Annotated in this window: 21 protein-coding genes, 1 tRNA gene and 1 riboswitch; of the genes, 10 read left to right on the top strand and 12 right to left on the bottom strand. The window is 61.3% G+C overall.

Features of this window, described 5'->3' with window-relative positions:
- Positions 1–100: 100 nt before the first annotated feature.
- Together RTS12_RS06995 and RTS12_RS06990 are read right to left on the bottom strand one after the other, a co-directional pair.
- Positions 101–550, bottom strand: coding sequence for a GNAT family N-acetyltransferase (locus RTS12_RS06995; RefSeq protein ID WP_312526831.1), 450 nt, complete (start codon positions 548–550; stop codon positions 101–103).
- Positions 547–1,389 carry a MoxR family ATPase gene (locus RTS12_RS06990; protein ID WP_312526829.1) on the bottom strand — a complete coding sequence of 281 codons (843 nt, stop codon included), beginning with the start codon at positions 1,387–1,389 and terminating at the stop codon, positions 547–549. The genes RTS12_RS06995 and RTS12_RS06990 overlap by 4 nt, the downstream gene beginning before the upstream one ends.
- 158 nt (positions 1,390–1,547) lie before the next feature.
- Between RTS12_RS06990 and dksA the strand changes: the two genes are divergently transcribed.
- From dksA to RTS12_RS06970, 4 genes are all read left to right on the top strand, one after another.
- Positions 1,548–1,970 carry an RNA polymerase-binding protein DksA gene (gene dksA / locus RTS12_RS06985; protein WP_312526827.1) on the top strand — a complete coding sequence of 141 codons (423 nt, stop codon included), beginning with the start codon at positions 1,548–1,550 and terminating at the stop codon, positions 1,968–1,970.
- 457 nt (positions 1,971–2,427) lie between these two features.
- Entirely contained in the window at positions 2,428–3,627 is a 1,200-nt protein-coding gene (locus RTS12_RS06980; RefSeq protein WP_312526825.1) for an FAD-dependent oxidoreductase, read from the top strand.
- Positions 3,628–3,941: 314 nt separating this feature from the next.
- On the top strand, positions 3,942–5,090 hold the full coding sequence (locus tag RTS12_RS06975) for an MFS transporter (RefSeq protein ID WP_312526823.1): 1,149 nt from the start codon (positions 3,942–3,944) through the stop codon (positions 5,088–5,090).
- Positions 5,091–5,207: 117 nt separating this feature from the next.
- Positions 5,208–5,352, top strand: a riboswitch (FMN riboswitch).
- 74 nt (positions 5,353–5,426) lie between these two features.
- Entirely contained in the window at positions 5,427–5,861 is a 435-nt protein-coding gene (locus RTS12_RS06970; RefSeq protein WP_312526821.1) for a 6,7-dimethyl-8-ribityllumazine synthase, read from the top strand.
- Positions 5,862–6,013: 152 nt separating this feature from the next.
- Here the strand turns inward: RTS12_RS06970 and glmM are convergent, their stop codons facing one another.
- From glmM to RTS12_RS06930, 8 genes are all read right to left on the bottom strand, one after another.
- Positions 6,014–7,357, bottom strand: a complete 1,344-nt coding sequence (glmM, locus tag RTS12_RS06965; protein WP_312526818.1) for a phosphoglucosamine mutase — start codon at positions 7,355–7,357, stop codon at positions 6,014–6,016.
- Positions 7,357–8,346, bottom strand: a complete 990-nt coding sequence (gene folP / locus RTS12_RS06960) for a dihydropteroate synthase (RefSeq protein ID WP_312526816.1) — start codon at positions 8,344–8,346, stop codon at positions 7,357–7,359. The genes glmM and folP overlap by 1 nt, the downstream gene beginning before the upstream one ends.
- A gap of 60 nt (positions 8,347–8,406) precedes the next feature.
- Entirely contained in the window at positions 8,407–9,195 is a 789-nt protein-coding gene (locus tag RTS12_RS06955) for a dihydroneopterin aldolase (protein WP_312526814.1), read from the bottom strand.
- A gap of 72 nt (positions 9,196–9,267) precedes the next feature.
- Complete coding sequence (locus RTS12_RS06950) at positions 9,268–10,122, bottom strand: cell wall hydrolase (protein ID WP_312526812.1); 855 nt, start codon at positions 10,120–10,122, stop codon at positions 9,268–9,270.
- 226 nt (positions 10,123–10,348) lie between these two features.
- Positions 10,349–12,910 carry a putative PEP-binding protein gene (locus tag RTS12_RS06945; protein ID WP_312526810.1) on the bottom strand — a complete coding sequence of 854 codons (2,562 nt, stop codon included), beginning with the start codon at positions 12,908–12,910 and terminating at the stop codon, positions 10,349–10,351.
- Between the two features lie 121 nt (positions 12,911–13,031).
- Positions 13,032–15,089 (bottom strand): glycine--tRNA ligase subunit beta, encoded by a 2,058-nt coding sequence (gene glyS / locus RTS12_RS06940; RefSeq protein ID WP_312526808.1) that lies wholly within the window; start codon positions 15,087–15,089, stop codon positions 13,032–13,034.
- The gene (locus RTS12_RS06935; RefSeq protein WP_312526806.1) at positions 15,089–15,568 is read right to left on the bottom strand and encodes a DUF6446 family protein; all 480 of its coding nucleotides are present in this window, start codon (positions 15,566–15,568) and stop codon (positions 15,089–15,091) included. Before RTS12_RS06935 ends, glyS begins: the two co-directional genes overlap by 1 nt.
- The gene (locus tag RTS12_RS06930) at positions 15,568–16,494 is read right to left on the bottom strand and encodes a glycine--tRNA ligase subunit alpha (protein ID WP_312526804.1); all 927 of its coding nucleotides are present in this window, start codon (positions 16,492–16,494) and stop codon (positions 15,568–15,570) included. The genes RTS12_RS06935 and RTS12_RS06930 overlap by 1 nt, the downstream gene beginning before the upstream one ends.
- A 118-nt stretch (positions 16,495–16,612) precedes the next feature.
- On the opposite strand from RTS12_RS06930, the gene RTS12_RS06925 reads away from it, so the two are divergent.
- Positions 16,613–18,121 (top strand): peptidoglycan-binding domain-containing protein, encoded by a 1,509-nt coding sequence (locus RTS12_RS06925; RefSeq protein WP_312526802.1) that lies wholly within the window; start codon positions 16,613–16,615, stop codon positions 18,119–18,121.
- Here the strand turns inward: RTS12_RS06925 and RTS12_RS06920 are convergent.
- Entirely contained in the window at positions 18,045–19,493 is a 1,449-nt protein-coding gene (locus RTS12_RS06920; RefSeq protein ID WP_312526799.1) for a TrkH family potassium uptake protein, read from the bottom strand. The two genes, RTS12_RS06925 and RTS12_RS06920, sit on opposite strands and share 77 nt — an antisense overlap.
- An 84-nt stretch (positions 19,494–19,577) precedes the next feature.
- Here RTS12_RS06920 and RTS12_RS06915 point away from each other — a divergent pair.
- The 4 genes from RTS12_RS06915 (at position 19,578) to truA (ending at position 21,753) form a co-directional block, all read left to right on the top strand.
- Positions 19,578–19,651: transfer RNA gene (locus RTS12_RS06915), tRNA-Gly, on the top strand.
- A complete protein-coding gene (locus RTS12_RS06910) occupies positions 19,624–19,818 on the top strand; it encodes a hypothetical protein (RefSeq protein WP_312526797.1) in 195 nt (64 codons plus the stop codon). Before RTS12_RS06915 ends, RTS12_RS06910 begins: the two co-directional genes overlap by 28 nt.
- A 13-nt stretch (positions 19,819–19,831) precedes the next feature.
- On the top strand, positions 19,832–20,824 hold the full coding sequence (locus tag RTS12_RS06905) for a 5-bromo-4-chloroindolyl phosphate hydrolysis family protein (protein WP_312526795.1): 993 nt from the start codon (positions 19,832–19,834) through the stop codon (positions 20,822–20,824).
- A gap of 122 nt (positions 20,825–20,946) precedes the next feature.
- On the top strand, positions 20,947–21,753 hold the full coding sequence (gene truA, locus RTS12_RS06900; protein WP_312526793.1) for a tRNA pseudouridine(38-40) synthase TruA: 807 nt from the start codon (positions 20,947–20,949) through the stop codon (positions 21,751–21,753).
- Positions 21,754–21,793: 40 nt separating this feature from the next.
- Here the strand turns inward: truA and RTS12_RS06895 are convergent, their stop codons facing one another.
- On the bottom strand, positions 21,794–22,792 hold the full coding sequence (locus RTS12_RS06895) for a sugar transferase (RefSeq protein WP_312526791.1): 999 nt from the start codon (positions 22,790–22,792) through the stop codon (positions 21,794–21,796).
- A 197-nt stretch (positions 22,793–22,989) separates the two neighbouring features.
- Here RTS12_RS06895 and RTS12_RS06890 point away from each other — a divergent pair.
- Positions 22,990–23,386: universal stress protein (locus tag RTS12_RS06890; RefSeq protein WP_312526849.1), on the top strand; the 397-nt coding region annotated here is incomplete at its 3' end.

Below are 23,386 nucleotides of genomic sequence, written 5' to 3'. Positions count from 1 at the left end.
TTGCGGCTTGCGGCTTGCGGCTTGCGGCTTGCGGCTTGCGGCTTGCGGCTTGCGGCTTGCGGATAGCACCCCTTACTGGGTTGGCCTTGTCCAGGCCGCCTTACAGCGGGCGGTTATAGCGAATGAAGGGCGATTTGACCCCGACGCGATCATAAAGCATGCGACCTGCATAATTATCCTCGGCGGTCAGCCAATAGACCGCCGGGCTGCCTGCCTGATCGGCGGCCGCGTAAACCGCCTGGATCAGCGCACGTCCGACACCTTTGCCGCGCACCGTCGAGGCGGTAAACAGATCCATCAAATAGCACACGCCATCATCGCGCCACAGATTGGGGTGAAAGACGTAATGCGTCAGCCCCAGCAGCTGGCCATTTTCCTCGGCGACCAGACCGTGAAAATCACGGCTGTCACCCGACATCAGGCGCGCAAAGGCCTTGTCGTAAAACGGGGCGGGACGATCCGCATAGCCGTAGAAAGCCTGATAGGCCGCGAACAGCGTCTGCCAAGCGTCACGATCGGCTTGGGCCAAGGGCCGGATGGTTACAGTCATCGCCGTTGCCCACGCGCCATAAAGGCCAGCCGCTCGAACAGCGCGACATCCTGCTCATTCTTCAACAATGCGCCATGCATCCGGGGCAGAACCTCGTGGGCGGGACGTTTAAGATCCTCCGGGGTCAGATCCTCGGCAAGAATCAGTTTGAGCCAGTCCAGAAACTCGCTGGTCGAGGGCTTTTTCTTAAGCCCCTGCACCGCGCGCAATTCCAGAAACTGGTTCATCGCCTCGTCAAGAATGCTGGCTTTCAGACCCGGATAATGAACCTCGACGATCTTTTTCAGCGTTTCGGCATCGGGAAAGCGAATGTAGTGAAAAAAGCAGCGGCGCAGAAAAGCGTCAGGCAGCTCTTTTTCATTATTCGAGGTGATGATGACGACCGGGCGATGTTTTGCCCGAATGGTCTGACCGGTCTCGTAGACGTGAAACGTCATCTGATCCAGTTCCTGCAGCAGATCATTGGGGAATTCGATATCCGCCTTGTCGATCTCGTCGATCAGCAAAACCACTTTTTCATCGGCCTCGAACGCCTGCCAGAGCTTTCCCTTGCGGATGTAATTGCCAATATCATGCACGCGCGCTTCGCCCAATTGGCTGTCGCGCAAACGGCTGACCGCGTCATATTCATAAAGGCCCTGATGGGCGCGAGTGGTTGATTTCACGTTCCATTCAACCATCGGCAGACCAAGGCTTGCCGCCACCTGACGCGCCAATTCGGTCTTGCCCGTCCCCGGCTCGCCCTTGACCAGCAAGGGGCGCTCTAGGGTGATTGCGGCATTGACGGCCATCGCCAGATCGGGCGGTGCGACATAGCTGTCGGTCGAGGAAAACTGCATGGCCATCCCTTTCGCGGCTGTTGGCGGACCCTAGTGTCCTGTCCCTTGCTAGGCAAGATATCGGCCGAGCAATGGGACAAGTAGTGACAAGAGCCATTCCTTCGAGTAATGGGGCGGCATGATCGGGTATCCAGCCTGCCCGCTCACCCGGAGGACCGATGAAAGCCCAGACCTTCCTGCCCGACGACTACCGTCCCGCCGAGGACGAACCTTTCATGAATGAACGCCATCTTGAATATTTTCGCCGCAAGCTGATCGCGTGGAAGCAAGAGCTTCTGTCCCAGTCAGCGGAAACGCTCGAAGGACTTCAAGATAGCGCGCGCAACGTACCCGACCTGGCCGATCGCGCAAGCGAAGAGACCGATCGTTCGCTGGAGCTGCGCACCCGTGATCGCCAGCGCAAGCTGGTCAGCAAGATCGACGCCGCCATCCGCCGCATTGAAACCGGCGAATATGGCTATTGCGAAATGACCGGAGATCCGATCAGCCTTCGCCGTCTGGATGCGCGCCCCATCGCCACGATGACCCTTGAAGCGCAAGAGCGCCATGAACGCCGCGAGCGGGTTCACCGCGACGACTGACCGGCCAATGGCCGGATGTTTTTTATCAGGGGGACGGGATGTCACAGGCGACCCGCCCCACCCAGGATATTTGTGACCCTTGGGCTGCAACGAACTGCGTGGCCATGTGTCAGGGTCTTTGCCGATTGGCCCGCCCCGGCCAGCTTTGCCCATCTCAGCCTTGTGGGTTCCAGCCTTGCCCATACCGGCCTTGCCCGTTCCAAGCCCGACGCCGCGTCAGATCACCTTGCGCAGCAAGATCTGGGCATCACGACCAACTCCGCTGGCACCGGCCGTTTGGCACAAAACATCCAGCAAGGAGCATGTGGTTTTGGATCATTCGGCATGGGGCATTTGGTGCAGGACCTATCGGAATGGGCCCCCACGGCATAGACTACCGCACCCTGCGCGGCCCGGTCTGTGCCTGACACCTGCACTGGCCTTTTGCATCTGGCCGGTGTGATTGCAGCAATTGCCGATGTCTTTTTCCCCGGCACCTCCCACCCCTTCCCATCCTTCCCAAGATCGAGATTTCGCCCTGACCCAAGCATTGAAACACCGCCGCATTGCCGTGATTGGCGCGGGTATTGCTGGTTTGACAACGGCACTGGCGCTGGCACAACGCGGCGCCGCTGTCTCGGTCTTTGAACGCGCGAGCGAGCTGCGCGAAGTCGGCGCGGGCTTGCAGATCTCGCCCAATGCCGGTCGTGTGCTGCGCGCCCTTGGGCTGTGGTCGGCCTTTGATGCGGTGGCGCAGCGCTCGGATGCGGTGGTCTTGCGCGATTCCGCTGCCCGTCAGATTGCGCGACTGGATCTGGCACGCTACCGGCCCAAGGATGATTTTCGCGTCATTCATCGCGCGCGGCTGTTGGATGTCCTTGCCAATGGTGCCCGCGCGGCCGGGGTGCAGATCCATCTGGGTCAGGACATGTCCACCCCGCCCTCGGGCTTTGATCTGACCATTGGCGCAGATGGGCTGAAAAGCGCGACCCGCGCCTTGCTGAACGGCCCCGAGACACCTTTCTTCACCGGGCAAACGGCGTGGCGTGCGCTGATCCCTTGTGGCCGCGATGAAGCCCCTCAGGCCCAGATTTTCATGGGTCCGGGCCGGCATCTGGTCAGCTATCCTCTGGGTGGCAATCTGCGCAATATCGTTGCCGTCGTCGAAGGTCGCGACTGGCAGGACGAAGGCTGGAGCCACCCGGGCGATCCCCAAGAGCTGCGCCAGCTTTTTGCCCGCTTTCGCGGCCCGGTCACAGAATGGCTGGCCGCAGTTGACAGTCCCAGCGTCTGGGGCCTTTTCCGCCATCCTGTCGCGACCCATTGGCATGGGCCGGGCCTTGCGCTGGTGGGCGATGCCGCGCATCCGACGCTGCCCTTTATCGCACAAGGCGCGGTCATGGCGATCGAGGATGGCTGGGTGCTGGCCGCCTGCCTGGACGCCACGCCCGAGCAAGAGGCGGCGCTGCGCCGCTATCAGGAGCTGCGCCGTCCGCGCTGTATACGCATCGTCGAGGCGGCCAATGCCAATGCGCGCAACTATCACCTGCGCGGACCGGCGCGCGCAGTTGCCCATGCGGGGTTGCGGGCCATCTCGCGGTTTGCCCCCACCACGATGATCGAGCGCTTTGCATGGCTTTACGATTATGATCCCACCGCGCTGAACACCAAGGGCTGACGCGGGGGGCACAAACGGAAGCGCCGCATCATCTTGCACGCCGCGCAGCGTCCGCGGCGGGAAATCAGGCATGGCAAGTCTGATCTGGCACCACCGGGCATGGCGCGCAAAACGCGGCGCGCGCCCCACCGCCCCCAAGGCGGCCCAAGCAAGATACAGCAAGCGAGCCCGCCTGCCCCTGATGCTGCCTTTGATGCTGCCCCTGATCCTGCCGCTGATCGCGAAATCACGATTGCCTTAGGCGGCCGTCCATAGGACTAAAGGCAACCTATCCCATCTCGACAGACCATCGCCCTCTGGCCCAAGCAGGTTCAATGTCCCTCTCTTCTCCGACTTCTGCCCGTGTCGAACAATTTGCAACCCGTGCAACCTTTCTGATTGCCGGACTAGCAATGGCCACCTGGGCCCCGCTGGTCCCCTTTGCCAAAGCGCGCCTTGGGGTGGATGACGCGAGTTTTGGCGTCTTGCTGCTATGTCTGGGGCTGGGCTCGCTGATTGCCATGCCCTTTACCGGCGCGCTGGTGAACCGGCTGGGATGCCGCAATGTGATCACCGCCTCGACCTTCGCCGTGGCCTTGGTGCTGCCATTTCTGGTTTTGGCCGACAGCTTTTGGCAACTTGCCCTGACACTTGCCCTGTTCGGGGCCAGCATCGGCATTTTGGATGTTGCCATCAACATTCAGGCGGTCATCGTGGAAAAGGCCAGCGGGCGCGCCATGATGTCCGGGTTTCACGGCCTGTTCAGCCTTGGAGGCATCTTTGGCGCAGGCGGCGTCAGCCTGTTGATCGGCGCAGGCATGGGGCCGCTTGCGGCATGTCTGATCATCTGTGCGACAACCCTGACCCTTTTGGCACTGGCGTGGCGTGGATTGCAAAAGCAGGGGCTGCAAGGGGGGGCAGATGCGCCGGTCTTTGTGCTGCCGCGCGGGATTGTGGTGTTTTTGGGCCTGCTCTGCTTCCTGGTCTTTCTGGGCGAAGGCGCGGTGCTGGATTGGGGTGCGCTTTTCCTGATCGCCAGTCAGGGCGCTGATCAGGCCGTGGCCGGGCTGGGCTATACGATGTTCGCCATCGCCATGACCATTGGCCGCCTAAGCGGAGATGTCATCGTGCGCCGTTTTGGTGGCAGCCGCGTCGTGCTGGCGGGCGGGCTGCTGTCGGCGCTTGGCTTTTTGATTGCGGTCATGGCACCCGTGCTTTGGCTGGCGCTGGCGGGCTTCTTGCTGGTGGGTTTTGGGGCGTCGAATATCGTTCCGGTGATCTTTAGCGCCGCAGGGCGTCAAACCCGCATGCCCGCGGGCCTGGCCGTCGCCTCGGTCACGACCATGGGCTATGCGGGGATTTTGATTGGCCCTGCGGTGATTGGCTTTATTGCCCAGCACGCGGGGCTGGGTCTGGCCTTTGCCCTGCTTGGGGCGGCCTATCTGTTCGTGGGCATTGCCGGATCCCGTCAAAACCGGCGCTAGCACCAGCGGCAGGGCACCTTATCCCAGAGCCGCACGGATCGGTTCTCAGCTGGGCTGATCGGCGCGCGGCATGGCCAAAGCCTCCCTTGCTTCCGTCGCGAATTTCTGCAACCAATTCCGCGTTCTCGGGGCGGGGCGAAATTCCCCACCGGCGGTAAGCGGGCCAGCCCGCAAGCCCGCGAGCGCCTTTCGCCAGAAAGGGTCAGCAGATCAGGTGCAATTCCTGGGCCGACGGTCATAGTCCGGACGAAAGAGAGCAGACGATCCCGTCGCAGGCCGCGGCGGGCTCGGATGTGATCGCCTTGGGTGACGTGTCGCGACTATAAGGAGATCACCATGACACACACCCGTTATGCCTTTATCAAGGCGAACTGGCATGCCGATATCGTCGATCAGGCGCTAAACGGCTTTCTTGAACTTATTCCCTCCGATCAGGTCGATGTCTTTGACGTACCGGGCGCATTTGAAATGCCGCTGCTGGCGCGTGATCTGGCACGGACGGGCAAATATGGTGCCATCGCCGCTGCGGCGCTGGTGGTTGACGGTGGCATCTACCGCCATGACTTCGTGGCGCAGGCCGTTGTGACCGGGCTGATGCAAGCGGGCCTAGAGACCGGGGTGCCGGTTCTATCGGTGTCCCTGACGCCCCACCACTTTCAAGAAACCGATCATCACAGCGAAATTTTCCGCACCCATTTCATCCGCAAAGGGCGCGAGGCCGCCGAGGCCGCATTGATGATCACCCAGACCCGCGCCAAAGCGCTGGCCTGAACCTTTTTGGGCACCAGACCATGAAAAAGGGCGGCAATTTTGCCGCCCTTTGTTTTCAGATTGCATCTTGGGCCGAAAGTGCAGGCCCCCCGCCCCCAAGACCTCAGCCCAAAGACCTTACAGCCCCAAGGCATCAATCGGCGTCAGGCTGCTCAGGCGGCCCTTTCGACAGCCGCGACAATGCCGTTCACGACCTCGCGCAGAATAATCTCATCTTCGGCCTCGGCCATGACGCGGATCAAGGGCTCGGTGCCCGATTTGCGGATCAGCACCCGTCCCGAACCCGCCAGACGCTTTTCTGCATCAGCGATTTCTTGTTGGACGGATTGATGTGACAACGGATCCGCCCCTTGGGCATAGCGCACGTTCTTAAGCAACTGGGGTACGGGCTGGAACTGATGCACCAATTCCGAGGCCAGCATTTCGGTTTCCCGCATAGCCGCTAGGAATTGCAGCCCAGCGATCAGCCCATCGCCCGTGGTGGCGTAATCGGTCATCACGATATGACCCGATTGCTCACCCCCAAGGTTAAAGCCCTTTTGACGCATCCGCTCGACGACGTAGCGGTCACCGACCGAGGTACGCTCCAGGCTTAGGCCGCGACCTTCCAGAAAACGCTCAAGACCAAGGTTCGACATCACCGTCGCCACCAAAGCACCGCCCCGCAGGCGGCCCTGCTCGGCCCAGCGTGCAGCCATCAGCGCCATGATCTGATCACCATCGGCGACTTTGCCGGTCTGATCGATCAACATCACCCGGTCCGCATCACCATCCAGCGTAATGCCCAGATCTGCGCCATGTTCCTGCACCGCGCGGGCACAGGCCTCGGGGTGGGTCGAGCCGACACCTGCATTGATGTTGGTGCCATCGGGATCAACGCCGATCGCGATCACCTCGGCGCCCAGCTCCCATAGGACATCTGGCGCGGCGCGATAGGCGGCACCATTGGCGCAATCGATGACGACTTTCAGACCGTCAAGGCGCAGCCCGGCAGGAAAAGTGGTCTTGGCATATTCGACATAGCGGCCACGACCGTCATCAATGCGCCTTGCGCGACCGATATTCTCGGGCTGGGCCAGACGGATCTCTCCGTCCAGAATCGCCTCGATTTCGGCCTCGGCCTCATCGGACAGCTTAAATCCATCCGGCCCAAAGAACTTGATGCCATTGTCATGGGCCGGATTGTGGCTGGCCGAGATCATGATCCCAAGATCCGCGCGCATCGAGCGGGTCAGAAATCCCACCGCAGGTGTCGGCACCGGACCCAGCAGCAAGACATTCATCCCCGTCGAGGTCAGCCCCGCAGTCAGCGCGTTTTCCAGCATATAACCCGACAGCCGCGTGTCCTTGCCGATCACCACCCTGTGGTGATCCTTGCCGCCGCGCCGGAAATATCGCCCCGCCGCCGCACCCAGACGCAGCGCCATTTCAGCCGTCATCGGATAGCTGTTGGCCTTGCCTCGAACGCCATCAGTGCCAAAAATCTTCCTGCTCATTACCCGCTCCTCGCGTCGAGTGCGCTCCACAGGCGCAACCCTTGTTTTATCTCTGCCACGTCGTGAACGCGGTGAATCTGTACGCCCTGAGCGACCGCAGCCAAGGTCAGCGCCAGTGTTCCCGGCAGCCGGTCCTTGGGGTTTTGCGCGCCACCGACACTGCCGATGAACCGCTTGCGCGAAATCCCCAGCAGGATCGGCAATCCCAAACCATGATAGACCGAGATGCGGCGCATGATCGCAAGATTATGCGCCACGGTCTTGCCAAACCCGATACCCGGGTCGATCACAATTCGGTCGCGCGCGACACCTGCCTTCAGCGCAAGCTCGACCCGTTTGGCCAAGGCATCATAGACATCCAGAACGACATCGTCATAACGCGGATCGTCCTGCATGGTTTCCGGCAAACCCTGCGCATGCATGATACAGACATCTGCGCCGGTTTTCGCGACCAGCGCCGCCATGTCAGGATCAAAATCAAAACCCGAGACATCATTGACCATGCGCGCACCTGCCTGCACCGCCGCCAAGGCCACCGCGGACTTGCGCGTGTCGATCGACAGGGGCGCAAGCGCAGCAAGCGCCGCGATCACTGGCGCAGTGCGGTCGATTTCGTCGGGGATCGCGACCTCGGCCGCCCCCGGTCGGGTGGATTCGCCACCGATATCCAGAATATCTGCGCCACAAGCCAGCAGCTCTTGCCCGCGCCGGACCGCATCCCCGCCATCCGTCAGCATACCGCCATCCGAAAAGCTATCAGGGGTCGTATTCACGATGGCCATGATCCGGGGTGCGTCCATCCCCAGCCCCAGAACATTGGCGCGCGGTCGGGTCAGCCGCTGCATCCAGTCGTCAGGCGCCTGATCGACGATGCGCGGGGCCTGCCCTCGTTGCAGCAGTTCCAATTGCGAAAAGCGGCTCCAGCCGCCCGCCAATTGCCATTTGCCGGTCTCAGAGGGGATCGGACGATAATATGTCTGAATTGTCATGGTGTCGCGGCTCAGAGGTTTTCTTTCTTAACTCATGCGCGACACCCGGCAATGCAAGGGCTAATCCGAAATCCGGCTGGTGGGGATGTGGAAACCCGCCGGTGGGACCGGCAAAGGTGCCGCTTTGGGTAAGGCCCAAGCGATCGATTGCGCGGCAAGCTTTGTCGCAAGCCAGAAGGTCAAGGCTTCGGGGATGGCCAGAAGGCCCACCTCATCGGCAACCATGCGCGAAGGGGCCCAGACAACCTGATGGCCCTGCCCGGCTGCCCAGTCCAGCTCGGTCTGGCTATCCGCGACATGCAACCCCAGTCGCGCAGCCAGTGCCCAAGCCGCCTGATCCAGCGCCAAAAGGGCAATACGACGTTCGTTCCCCCCTTCTGGCAATGGCAGGCCGGGCGTATCGGGAACCACCACCAATGGCCCCGCTGGCAGCGCGACATCGCGCCCGTAAAACAGGATCTGACTTGGGGTCGCGATCGGATCGGCGGCCACGCGGGCCGCCTGACGCACCAGCGTTACGCCAAGGGCGCCGGGCACGCGGTCCAGCTTTTCCACGCAGACCTCGACCTGCGCCGCACGGGGGTGATCCAGCACCTGCGCTGCGATCTTTTCGGCCAGAGTCTCGAGCAGGTTATAGCGCCGGTCCGCCAGCCCGGCAGCAATCGCGCCAAGCAAGATGTCATAGCTCAGGATGTTGTCGACCTCATCCTCGGCCCCGACGACCAGGGCCTTCAGCTCGACCGTCAGATTAAAGCGCAGCCGCTGTTGCTGGCCCCGCTCGGTCTGGAAGGCACCGATATCCGCATCAACAAGATAGTCGCGCAGATGAATGCGATCTGGCTGTTCCATGAAATCCCTGTCCTGCAAAAGGAAAAGCCCGGCCGCGATGGACCGGGCATTCGCCGCTACCTTGCCGGGAAATCAGTTCGATGCAAGACGCTGACCGCCGCCCGAGTGATAAAAGATATGGCTGCCGATGCGGGTCGTGCGCGTGAACTTGCGCGACCAGCTGGGACGCACGCCACCGGTGTGGAAATAGGTCGCGCCTCCGGTCAGATTGCGCGGCGCGCCAGCAAGAGCGGCCTTTGCGATATGTTTCGCACGCTGATAGGCTGCCTTTTCCGAGAAGCGCTTGCTGACGCGGCCATGATAGCTGAACTGGCCGCTTTGGTTCACCACACCGCAAACCGATTTCGGAAAGCGCGGATGATCGACGCGGTTCAAGATGACCTCGGCCACGGCCTTCTGGCCTGCGGAACCCTCGCCGCGCGCCTCATAGTATAGGGCTTCGGCAAGGCAGCTAAGGTCGCGATTATCGACGGGCGTCGACTCGGTGGTCTTCTCGGTGGTCTTATCGCGGCTAGGCTCGGCGCTTTTGGTGCTGACCGTGGCCGGAGTGGTGCGGGCAGCAGCGGGCGCGGCGGCAACAGGCGCCGCAGCTTTCGCGGTCCGGACAACGGCGGCATCCGCCTTATCGGCGGCCGGGGCCGCTTTGGTGGCGACTTTCGCATCGGCTGGCGCAGCGGCGGTTGCATCGGCCGCATCGGCGGCAGCAGCCTGATCCGCGGCAGAGCGGTCAGCGACAGCGCGCATAACATCTTTGTCAGACAGCACAGCACCTTCCGGCTGACGGACTTTGTAAACCGAGCCATTCTCGGTGGTATAGAAGCGCTCGATAAACTTGCCGTTCGCCAAGGCGGGCACGGCAGCCAGAGTCGGAGCGGTAACGGCAACACACACTGAAACGCGCGCCAGCCATGACATAGAATTAGACATGTTGGTCCTGCAAATGGTTATTAACCGATCCCAGGACCACTCGTGGCTATCCCCGGAACAGGACCGAAATGGGGAGAATCGCCTCCGAATGACCAGCACACAGCCGCGTGAGGGGTCGGATTCCCGCTAAATGAGGTTAAACTGGCGGGAACTCGCCGAAGGGTTTAGTCGTTTTCGGCGTGTTCCGGCCAAAAGGCGCAAGCCCTGCGACTGTGTCGTAAGGGCGTCAGGACAGCGAATTCGGGCTGGGAATCGATTCCGCATCCTCGGCAAGGATGGTTTCATGGGCTGCGGCAAGACGCGCAACCGGCACGCGGAAGGGCGAGCAAGAGACGTAATCAACCCCGATGCGCAGACAGAAAGCGATCGATTCCGGGTTGCCGCCGTGTTCGCCACAGACCGAAACCGTGATCTCGGGATGGGCCTTGCGGGCGCGATCAACGCCAATCGCCAGCAGCTCGCCCACGCCATCCTGATCAAGAATATGGAACGGGTCTTCGTGAAAGACCCCCTGCGAGACATATTTGCCCATGAAACGCCCTGCGTCATCGCGCGACAGCCCATAGGTCATCTGCGTCAGATCATTCGTGCCATAGGACATGAATGCCACCTGGCCCGCAAAGTCACCCGCCCGAAGCGCCGCGCGCGGCGTTTCCACCATCACACCCAGCCGATAGCTGAAATCGGTGCGGGTTTCATTGCGCACAGCCGCAGCCACCGCATCAACGCTGGTGCGCACCAGTTCGACCTCGCGGCCATGGCTGACCAACGGGATCATGATTTCAGGGGTAAAGCTGATCCCCTTGCGCGCGGCGGCAACGGTTGCCTCAAAGATGGCGCGCGCCTGCATTTCATAGATCTCGGGGATGGTGATGCCCAGACGGACCCCGCGCATCCCAAGCATGGGGTTGAATTCATTCAGCGCCTCGACCCGGCGCAAGACATCCGACAAGGGCAGATCAAGCGATTCTGCCAGCTCGCGCATGCCATCACGGTCATGGGGCAGAAATTCGTGCAAAGGCGGGTCAAAAAGGCGGATGGTTACAGGCCGCCCGGCCATGATCTCGAACAGCGCCAAAAAGTCGTTGCGCTGCACAGGCAAGATCCGGTCAAGCGCAAGTTTGCGGTCCTGAGCGGTATCGGCAAAGATCATTTCGCGCATGGCAGGCAGGCGCGCCTCGTCGAAAAACATATGTTCGGTGCGGCACAGCCCGATGCCCTCGGCTTTGAACCGCAAGCCGGTCCGCGCGTCAGAGGGCGTATCCGCATTGACCCGAACACCGATGCGGCGGATCTGATCGGCCCATTCCAGCAGCTGGTTGAAGCAATCGTCCAACGCCGGCTCTAGCAATGCGGCGGCCCCGGCAAGCACCTCACCCGAGGTGCCGTCCACGGTCAAAACATCGCCCTCGCCAAAGACACGTGTCCCCGCGCGCAAGGTGCGGTTGCGTGCATCGATGGAAATTCCACTGGCGCCCACGATGCAAGGCAGGCCCAGACCACGGGCGATCACCGCTGCATGGCTGGTCATCCCCCCCCGTTCGGTCAGGACCGCGACGGATGCATGCATGCCGCGAATATCTTCGGGCACGGTTTCGCGGCGCACCAGGATACAGGGCTCGCCCCGTGCCTCGGCGGCCTGCGCAGCGGCGGCTGTAAAGACGATCTGGCCGGTTGCGGCACCGGGGCTGGCATTGATCGCACGGGTCAAGATATCGCGCGGGCTTAGCGGGTCGACCTGCTGGTGCAAAAGATCGCTTAGCGCGCGCGGCTCGATGCGCATGACGGCATCGCTTTCCGAGATGATCCCGTCGCGGGCCAATGCCACGGCGATGCGGACGCTGGCGCGCGAATTGCGTTGAACCCGCATGGCATCGATAATGGCAATGCGGCGATCCGAAAGAACGAATTCGATCTGCATCTCTTCGCGCAGACGTTCGCGCGCGGCGACCCCGAAACGGACCAGATCGGCAAAGACCTCGGGGGCGGCATCTTCGAGCGACAGACCACGTGGGTCGCGCGTCAGATACAGGGTTTCGGCGCCTGCACCACGGGCATTCCCTTGGGTCTGGCCCTGAAAGCGCCCGGTGATGCGGGGGTTGCCGCTGACGGAATCGACAAATTGAATGGTTCCCGAGCCCGTGACCCCCGGCCCCAGCGCATGAGCCATATCCTGGACCACAAGTCCCAAGGGCGCATTGGGCGGCGCGCCCTTGGCCTGACGCAACAGCCGCGCGGTCGGGCCGTCCCAGGCACGGGCCATCGAGCGCAAAACCTCGGCCAGCTGGCGCGTGGCATCCTGGGGGAAATCCTCGTCCGTTTCATCGAAATAGGCTGCGCGGACCGACTTAAGATCGGCTTCGCTATCGGAGAACATGTCAGGATCAAGGCGCGCGACGTGAATGGCGTAGGATTGAATAAAGCCACGATAAAGCGCATCCGCAGAGGCCGGATCAAGATCGGCGGCAAGGCGCGCGTGGATCTGATCGTTCATCCCGACATTCAAAACCGTTCCCGGCCCACCCCAGGCGGGATTGGCCGCCGAGGGCCGCACGCTGACCAGCCCGCTGCCTTGAGAAATCATCTGCGCCAGCCGCGCGCTGTCGGGCATGGCACCATCGGCAATCGCACGCACCGCATCGGCCGAAATCGCATAACTATGGGGGACGGGCAGATTCATGCGGATCAGCCGCTGCAGGCATTTTGCGCGCCAGCCATGCCTGCCCGAGTCGATACGAGCCGACGGGGTGATTTCAAGAATGGAGGTCGGATCGTTCAGCGCGCTCATTTGTCACAAGCCTGTCATGGATGCCGCGCTGCGGCAAGAGCGAAGAAGGGGGCCTCGGCCCCCTCGCCGCGGGCCATTCGGCCCGCGCCTCACCCCTGAGGGTTTTAGAGTGATGAAGAAGTTAACCTTCGATCTTGGCGAAGTCGGCAATCAACGCGCCCGCCTGACGGATCTGCGACAAGAGGTTCAAGCGGTTGCGGCGCAAGACCTGTTTGTCGGAATTGATCTGAACGGCTTCGAAGAAGGCATCAATCGGCCCGCGCAACGCAGCGATTGCCGCCATGGCAGCGGGGAAGTCCTCGGATTTGAGGGCCGTCTTGATCGCAGGCTCTGCGGTAGAAAGTGCCGCGAAAATGGCGTGTTCTTCGGGGGTTTCCGCAAATTTCGGATCAGCGCCATAGCTATATTCGACGCCATCCTTGGCTTCGGCCTGAGCCAGAATATTGCTGGCGCGTTTGATGCCTTGCAGCAGGTTGGTGCCGTCTTCGGTCTTCATGACATCCGACAAAGCCGTCGCGCGATTGACCAAAAGAACGAGATCGTCACGCCCTTCCATCGCGATCGCCGCATCAATGATGTCGTGGCGAATACCTTGATCCTTGAGATAGACCTTCAAGCGATCATGGAAAAACGACATGAGATCGTCGACATCCGCGCCGGGATAGCCCTTGGCCAGCACCTGCGCGAGACTGATGCGTGCGCCATTGCCCAACACCAGACGGATCACCCCAAGTGCTGCGCGACGCAATGCGAAGGGATCTTTCGAGCCGGTCGGTTTTTCGTCAATTGCCCAGAAGCCCGTCAGCGTATCCAGCTTATCCGCCAAGGCCACCGCGACCGAGACCGGCGCATGTGGCACGTCATCCGATGGGCCAAGCGGGGAATAGTGATCGCGTGCTGCATCAGCGATGGCGGCAGATTTTCCCGCCTCTAGCGCGTAATAGCGCCCCATCGTGCCTTGCAGCTCGGGGAATTCACCGACCATGGCCGAGCGCAGATCAAGCTTGGCAATGCTTGCGGCCTCTTTGGCCTGCGCGGGATCTGCACCCACCAGCGGGGCAATCTCTTGGGCCAAAGTAGCGATCCTTGCGATACGGTCCGCCTGGCTGCCCAGCTTGCTTTGGAATGTCACGGTCTTCAGGCCTTCGGCCCAAGCGGGCATGCCTGCCTTGGCTTCACGCAGATCGAGATCCCAGAAGAATGCGGCATCCGACAGGCGGGCAGCCAAAACGCGCTGATTGCCCTTGAGAATGGTTTCCCCCTGATCGGGCGTATCGATATTGGCAACTGTGACAAAGCCCTCGATGCGGCCCGTCTTGGGGTTGCGCGCCGAGAAGAACTTTTGATGTTCCTTCATCGAGGTCTGAAGCACCTCGGGGGGAAGCGCGAGGAAGCGATCCTCGATCGCGCCCATCAGCGGCACCGGCCATTCGACAAGTCCCGGGACTTCGCCAAGTAGCCCCTCATCGGGCACGATTTCCCAGCCACGTGCGAAGGCCAGATTTGCGGCCTCTTGCCGGATCGCGGCCTCGCGTTCGGCACTGTCCAGAATGACAAAGGCCCGGCGCAGTTTTGCCGCATAATCGTCAAAATCGGTGACGGAGAACGCATCCGGGGCCATGAAACGATGACCTTGGGTCGTATTGCCCGAGGCAATGCCCTCGACCTCAAGCGGCACAATCTGCGCGCCGGCCTCATCAGTCAGAATGCACAGGATCGAATGAAGCGGGCGGACCCAGCGCAGGTTGCCGCTGCCCCAGCGCATCGATTTGGGCCAAGGGAAGTTGCGGATGGTGTGTTCCACCACTTCGGCCACGATCTCGGCCGCCGGACGGCCGGGCTTGGTGATCGTGGCAAACCAGACCTGGCCCTTTTTGTCGTCCCGGGCCTCGAGCTGGTCTTTGCTCAATCCGCTGGAGCGCAAAAAGCCCTGAAGCGCGGCCTCGGGTGCGTCGGTTCGCGGGCCTTTGCGTTCTTCACGGGTGGTCGGGCTTTGCGCAGAAAGCCCTTCGATGGCAAGGGTCAGGCGGCGCGGGGTCGAAAAGGCACCCGCGCCCGCATAGGTCAGACCGGCTTCGACCAGACCATCGGTTACCAGCTTTTTAAGATCTTCGCGCGCACGGCCCTGCAGGCGTGCGGGGATTTCTTCCGAAAAGAGTTCGATCAGCAAGTCGGGCATCAGTCGATGGTCCTTTTCTCTTCGGCGTCTTCATTGGCCTGACGCCATTCATAGGCGCGGCCATCGGGGTAGACAGCAATGATATTGTCGATTTTCGGCGCAATATTTTTCTGGGCGAGATAGGCCTTGGCCGCGCCTGAGGCGAGATCATCGGTGATCTGGCCATAATCAAAGCAGCCAAACCAGCCCGGCGCACCCAAAGGTGTCGCCTGCGGATAAGGCTGCGCCGTCGACGCCAAAGCCGGATCGGTCTTAAAGCAGGCGCGATGACCGATCGGCGTGCTGACCGAATAGATGCCTTTGAAATCCGTCACTGGAATCTCAAGGGCCTGCCCCTGATCACCGACCAGCGTCATATTGACCGGGATCTCGGGGCCCGAGATCTCGCGGTAGAAATGATAGACCTGTAGATAATAAAGGCTGCCGCCGACCAGCAACAACAGCGCTGCGAAAAAGATCACAAGGATTTTGCCGCTCATCAGAACGCATCCCCAGTGGCGGCGGGCGTGGTGACGAATGCATCGGCGCAGCGCTTGGACAGGGCACGAACGCGGCCGATATAGGCCTGACGTTCAGTGACCGAAATCACCCCGCGCGCATCAAGCAGATTGAAGATATGGCTAGCTTTGATCGCCTGATCATAGGCTGGATGCGGCATCGGGATCTTGCGGCCCGCGCTGTCGGTGTCATCGGCGGACAGGATGCGGTCACATTCCGCCTCGGCGTCCTTGAAATGCTGAAACAGCATATCGGTATCGGCCTGATCAAAGTTCCAACGCGAATATTCCCGCTCGGTTTGCAGGAAAATATCGCCATAGGTAAGCGCAATCGCGGAATCGGGGTCGTTGAAGGGCATGTCCATGACATGCTCGACGCCAAGCACATACATCGCCAGACGTTCCAACCCATAGGTCAGCTCGCCCGAGACGGGACGGCAATCATGCCCCCCGACCTGTTGGAAATAGGTGAACTGGCTGACTTCCATGCCGTCGCACCAGACCTCCCAGCCCAGCCCCCAAGCGCCGAGCGTTGGGCTTTCCCAGTCGTCCTCGACGAAGCGGACGTCGTGAATCATCGGATCAAGACCAATCGCCTTCAGGCTGCCCAGATACAGATCTTGCAGATTCGGCGGGCTTGGTTTGATGATGACCTGATATTGATAATAATGCTGCAAACGGTTCGGGTTTTCGCCGTAACGACCATCGGTCGGGCGGCGAGAGGGCTGCACATAGGCCGCGGCCCATGGCTTTTGCCCAAGCGAGCGCAGGGTGGTGGCCGGATGGAACGTACCTGCTCCGACCTCCATGTCATAGGGCTGCAGGACTGCACAGCCCTGCGAGGCCCAGTAATTTTGGAGTCGCAGGATAATCTCCTGGAAGCTCTTGGGCCGGTCGGGGCTGGTCATCGGCGCATCCTTTGGCATAACTGGCACGAATGTCTGCTGCCTTCTATAAACAGGGCGGCGCAGGGTCAATCAGAGGGGCGAATTCATGCGGCGCTTTGCCATGATAATCGGAACTGCCATGCCACTGCTTATGGCAACGGGCGCATTTGCCGAAGACGTGGTCATCCGGATCGAGGCCAAACGCGGCGAGGCCGCAGCCAAGACCGCTGCCGAAACCTGGAGCGCCAGCTTCCCCGATGTGGTCACCTTCAACCTGACCGACGGCTGGGTTGGAATCGCGATCGGCCCGATGCCGCGCGAAACCGCCGAGCCGCGACTTGCCACGCTGAAAGCAGAAAAGAAGATCCCTCACGACAGCTTTATTGCCGAATCGGCTGGCCGCAACCTGACGGCCGTCGCGGCTGGTGACGTGGCTGGTGACGCGGCCGATCCTGCAGCTACCCCCCCATCCGCTACCCCCGAGGCCACGGATACTGGCATAACCGCCCCGACCCCAGAGCAGGGACAGGCGCCAGAAACTGCGGCGGCAGCCACACCGCCAACAGGCGCCCCGCAAGATGCAGGACAGGCCCAGGCCCTACAGCCTGAAGCGGCCCCGGCCGAACAAGCAGCCGTTCAAGCCCCGGGCTTTTATCTGCGTGTGCAGACTGTGGCTGATCGCGCCAAGGCCGATGAGGCGCTGGCCAAATGGCATGACACCCTGCCCGAGGCCGGGATCTGGCAGGTCAAGAACGGCCGATTCGCCATTGGCCTTGGCCCGATCGAAGAAGCGACGGCCCGCGCTTGGCTAAGCGCCTTCCGCAACGCCGAAATCCTGTCAAAAGACGCCTTTGTTGCAACCGCCGAAGAAATGGGCACGCCCGTCACCCCCGGCACCACGCCCAATCTGGGTGCCCCCGCCAGCGCCGATGCCCCCGCAGTCGAGATGCCAGATCTGGCCGATATTCAGCGCGCCCTGCGTTGGGAGGGGCATTATGACGGCGCCATTGATGGCAAAGACGGTCCGAAAACCCAGAAATCCATTGCTCAAGAAGTCGCAGCTCTGCGCATTCACCCCGAACCCGCTCGGGCCATGGCCGCGCTGATTGCGCGGCGCGAGGCATGGCGCCAAGAGATTGGCCTTGGCGAATTGCGCGATGAGGCGACGGGCCTGACCCTACCTGCCCCCCTTGATAAGCTGCAATTCGACCGCGCCGAGCGCGCGCTGTCGATCTATGGCCCCAAAGGTGATTCCGGTGCGGCGCTGATTTTGTTCTCGCAGCCCGGCGGCCGCCAAGAGATGCTTGATCTGACCGGCCTTGTGACCGCGCTTGGCTGGGTTCCCGCGCCCGAGCGGCTGATCTCGGGGAATTCGGCGGTGCTGAAGGGGCAAAACGACACCCATATCGGCTATACCGAGGCGCATGTCGTCGACGGCCATGCGCAGGGTTTCGTGCTGATCTGGCCGCGCGCGGATTCGGAAAACCAAAACCGCATCGCCATCGAGATTGCTGATTCGATCGCGCGCTATGCCCCTGCGGCAAATGAAGCGCAATTCGCCCCTGCCGCGGCTACTGACGCCAAAAGCGCGGATACAGCAGCACCAGCACCGACAGAAGCTCAAGCCGGCCAAGGTACATCCCCGTAATCATCAGCCATTTCGACGCATTCGGAAACTGATCGATTGCGCCGTTGCCGCTGACTTCGGGCCCCCAGACGGGGCCAATATTGGCAATCATCGCCCAGGCTCCGGTCAGGGCGGTGCGCGGATGCAATCCGGTCAGGGCCAGCGCCACGATCAGCAAGCCAAAGGCCAGCATGAAGGTCGTGAAAAACGCCATGACCGAGCCGACGACATCAGGGGCCAAAGGCCGCCCCTGCAAGGTGATCGGAAAGACGCGATGGGGCGAATGCATCCGCCTGATCTGTGCGCGGATGGCTTGCAGCAGCACCAGATAGCGAAACACCTTGATCGAACAGGCGGTCGAGCCGGTGCAGCCACCGATCATTCCCATGATGATCAGGATCGCGAAGGGGAAATGGCCCCATTGCGTCACATCGCTGGAACCGAACCCCGTCCCCGAGGTCAATGTGACCACGTTGAAGATCGTCTCGCGAATCACATGCAAGGGGTTCTCGGCCTGAAGCCATGCGATGCGGTAAAGCACGATGGCGGAAATGGCATAGAACATCCAACGCAGGAAGGCCCGGACCTGCGCGTCCTGATAAAGCGGCATCGCATCGCCGCGGACCAGCTGCACCATGCGCAAAAACGGCAACGCCGCCAGAATGGTGAAAAACGCCGCCGCCAGCTGGGGCGCGCCCGGATAGGCACCAAAACTGGCGTCATGATTGGAAAACCCGCCCGTCGAACAGGTCGTCAATGCGTGAAAGACGGCGTCAAAACCATTCATGCCCAAGATGATGAAGGTAATCGCGCAGGCGCCGGTCATGAAAATATAGACCAGCGTGGTCTCCATCGCGATGTCAAAGGCGCGCGGTAGAATTTTACCAAGCGTATCAAAGCCTTCCGAGCGAAAGAACTGCATGCCGCCGACCTTCATCACCGGCAAGAAAATCATCGCGACCACGATGATTCCCAACCCGCCCAGCCATTGCAGCAAAGCACGCCACAGATGCGTGCCCTTGGGCAGCGTATCCAGTTGCGCAAAGGCGGTGGTGCCGGTGGTGCTAAGCCCCGACATTGATTCGAAAAACGCATCGGTGAAGCCGACATGCGGCGCGCCAATCATGAATGGCAGCGCCCCAAATATCGGCAAAACGATCCAAAGCCCGTTGGTCAGCACAAAGACCTGCTGAAGCGTCAGCGACTTGTCATTGCTGTGAGTGGCAAAAACGATCAGGCTGCCGATCACCGCGCAAAGGACACCGGCCTCGAAAAAGCTTTTCCAGTTCGGATCTGCATGGAAAAGGTCAACAAACATGGGCAAAGCCATCGCCGCCCCCAGCGTGACCACCAGCTTTCCGATCGTATTGGCGACGGGGCGTAAATCAATCATTCTGCCTGCTTGCCGTGCTGGCGTCACATCGTCAAGCGACGGGTGCTTGCACCAGCCGCCAAGCCCCCTTATAGAAAGCGCGACGCGGGTGTAGCTCAATGGTAGAGCAGCAGCCTTCCAAGCTGAATACGTGGGTTCGATTCCCATCACCCGCTCCAAATTTCCCGGCTCTTTCCCCTTGCGGGGGAACAAGCGCCGGCCGGCCGGTGTTATTCCGGTTGAACAGGCCGAAAGGAAACCCATGTCTCCACGCGCCAAGCAACGCCTTTCCTTCTATCTGCTGATCGGTCTCACGCTTTATGCGGCCGTCGTCGGCGCAGCCTGAGAGAGGGCGAAAAATGGCCAAGCGCTACGGCGGCAAATATTCGCCCGATTCCCAATCACGCGATCCGCGAGAACCGCTGGACCCGCGCGATCTGCCGCGTCCGTCGCCGCGTGATGCCCATCACCCGCTGGAATCGCGCACCTATTGGATCACTGCTGCGGCGACGCCCTTTCTCATCTCGGCGTTTTTTCAAGATCCATTCGGATTGGCGACCTGTCTTGCGGGCTTTGGTATCACCGCTTCGGGCATGTGGATGACCCGCGAGGGGCTGAAGGCCGAGGCCGCCTATGATGCGCGCCGCGTTGCGCGTCGCCCCGCCATCCCGCGCAAGCTGTTCGGTGGCATCCTGACCGGGCTGGGCCTTGCCGTTGGCGCATTCGAGCCGGGTCAGGCTGCGACCGTTGGCGCGGGCATCATTGGGGTCTCCGCAGCCATTCTGCATTGGCTGAGCTTTGGCTCGGACCCGATGAGCGACAAGGGCATGGAAGGCATTGACAGCTTTCAGCAAGATCGCGCGGCGCGTATCCTTGCCGAGGGCGAGGATTACCTGCGCGCGATGCGGGATGCGATTTTGCGCCTAGGCGATCGCAGGCTCGAGGCGCGCGTGCATCTGTTCAGTGCGACCGTGCGCGATCTGTTCCAGCAGATCGAGGAAAACCCCGGTGAAATCGCCAATGCGCGCCGCTATCTGGGCGTTTATTTGATGGGGGCCCGTGACGCGACGGTCAAGTTCGTCGATCTTTATAGCCGCACGCGCGATCCCAAGGCGCGTGAAGATTACGAGGCGCTGATTTCGGATCTTGAAACAAACTTTGCCGCCCGTACCCGCCAATTGATCGAGGGCAGCCGCACCAATCTGGACATCGAGATGCAGGTTCTGCGTGATCGTTTGGCCCGTGAGGGCGTGCGCACCGACGCCGAGCCACCAGCGCTGGACTTTCGCACCCAAGATATTCCGGCAAATCTGATCATGCCCGGAAAGGCGCGTGATCCAGACAGGCGCTGATCCGGCCAGTTGGTCACACAGGCGGGATGCCCAGGCGTTGTGGCCCAGCTAAATTCCCTTTCGGCCCGGTTCAGATGCGATCTTTTCCGGGCCTTTCCAAAACCAGAGACGACGACCCGACCATGCCGCGATATGCGCTGAAAATTGAATATGACGGCCTGCCCTTTGCGGGCTGGCAGGCGCAGGCCGAGCACGCCAGCGTCCAGGGCTGCATCGAAAACGCACTGGGGCAGCTTGATCCCGGCTTTGCAGCTGGCGCAAGAATCGCGGCAGCCGGGCGCACCGATTCCGGTGTTCATGCCATGGGGCAAGTCGCCCATGCCGATCTGGCGCGCATATGGGACCCTTTTCGTCTGGCGCAAGCGCTGAACTGGCACCTCAAGCCCAATCCAATCGCAATTGTCGCGGCGGCCGAGGTTTCCGAGGATTTTCATGCGCGTTTTTCAGCGATTGGCCGGCGCTACCTGTTTCGCCTGATCGCGCGACGTGCGCCGCTGACCCATGAAAGGGGCAAAGTCTGGCAGGTCCAGAACCGCCTTGACGTTGCGGCCATGCGCGCGGGCGCGGCGCATCTGATCGGCAAGCATGACTTCACCACCTTCCGGTCGACCATGTGTCAAGCAGCCAGCCCGGTAAAGTCGATCGACCGTATCGAAATCGAGGAAATCGCGCTGCCCTCGGGGCATGAATGCCGCTTTCATCTGGCGGCGCGTTCGTTTCTGCACAATCAGGTCCGCTCGATCGTCGGCACCCTAGAGCGTGTGGGCGCGGGCGCATGGCCCCCCGACCGCGTGGCCGTGGCACTTGCGGCCAAGGATCGCGCGGCTTGCGGACCGGTTTCCCCGCCACAGGGGCTTTATCTGATGGGCGCTGTTTATCCGGATGATCCGTTCGATCCCACAGGCGGCGCCAAAGTCCATAGCGACTAATCAGCACGCGCACTGCAGCGCATCACCCCTGCGCCAAAGATCAAAGATCGCGGCTGACAGCCCGATTGGCGTCTTCTAGGCCCGCCGAGATCGGTGCCGCGGCCAAGCCGGGCTGCGTGGCTGCTGCTTGGGTGCTGGCCAGCTGCGCGGCCCCCGTCTGAGGGGCAAGCAGCGGTTGCACCATCGGTTGCGCCGGGTCGATCTGATTGGGCAGGCCAGCCTTGACCACCTTGGCTTGCGGCGCGCTGGTGCCCAAGGAATCTACATCACCCGGGGCCTTTTTCTTGGCCTTCACCTTGGCCGGTTTTGTTTTGGCGCTGGTAGCCGTCGGGGTCAGGCTGTTGTCGCGTTCCCGATAGGGCCGCCTGCCCTGCCAATTGGGCAAGATTACGGTCATGACCGTATTCATGATGATCCACAGATCCATGCGCAGGCTGGCGCGGTGCAGATAAATCAGATCGATACGCAGTTTGGTCGGCAGGCAGCGCCGGAAATAAGCATTCTCGGTCTGCTCGGCGGTTTTGCAGCGCGCCATGATTGCATCTTCATGGGCATGATAAATCATCGTCGCCAAGCCGGTCACGCCCGGACGGTTGCGCAAGACCTGAGCATATTGCGCAGGAAACCGTTCAACGAATTCACGAAGCGGCGGGCGCGGGCCGACAAAGCTCATATCGCCCAGCAAGATATTGAACAGCTGCGGCAGCTCATCAATGCGTGTGCGACGCAAAAAGCGGCCGACCTTGGTGATGCGCCAATTCTTATGCGCACCAGTCGCGCCTGAATCACGCTCATGGCGCAGCATCGTGCGGAATTTCAGCTGGTCAAACGAGCGTCCGGGTGAACGCATTCGCGGCGCAACATAGAAAATCGGGCGGCCCTGGGTGATCAGCAAAATCAGCGCAACCACGGCCATCACGATTGAAAGCGGGATCAGCAGGGTCAATGCCAACAGGATGTCAAAAGCCCGCTTGCGGAATGTCATCCCGCCCAGCTTTGGGTTCCCGCCCCAAGACACGCCATTCGTCAGCGTTGTCACATTCCGGCTCCCGGCCCGATCCCAGTCGTGCTGAATCGTCACACTTTTCCCCGGCTTTCACGTCGTTAACCGACCAATTCGACCTAACACACAGGCATATAAATGCAAATATCCTTAGGAAGTGTGAACGCGAGTCCTTGAACGACCGTGTCCTTTCGGCCAGTCTTTGCCTAGCTTTTCCCAACGCCGAGGGCTGGATGCGTAAACTGCTGGTCGTGCTGGACGATACCCGTGAATGCCTGAACGCCATTCGCTTTGCCGCAATGCGTGCCGCCAAGACAAATGGCGGGGTTCAGGTGCTTGCAGTCATTCCTGCCGCGGAAATTCAGCACGGTATGGGCGTGGCCGATGTCATGCGTGCCGAGGCCTATCAGCGCATCGAGGCCCATTTCGAGGTCTTTGCCAAATGGATGCGTGATCGACCCGGCGTCGATCCCGAACTGGTGGTGCGCGAGGGCGAACCTGCGACCGAGCTCTTGGCCCAGATCAGCGCAGATCCCGACATCGGTGTCGTTGTGCTTGCGGCCTCCAGCGAAACCTCTGGACCGGGTCCGCTGATTACGCGCCTTTTGCGCGAAATGCCGACCCTTCCTT

It is taken from the genome of Paracoccus sp. (in: a-proteobacteria) (assembly GCF_032007265.1).
GTDB lineage: Bacteria > Pseudomonadota > Alphaproteobacteria > Rhodobacterales > Rhodobacteraceae > Paracoccus.
The sequence above is the reverse complement of the archived record's forward strand: the minus strand, read 5'-3'. Positions and strand labels throughout refer to the sequence as shown.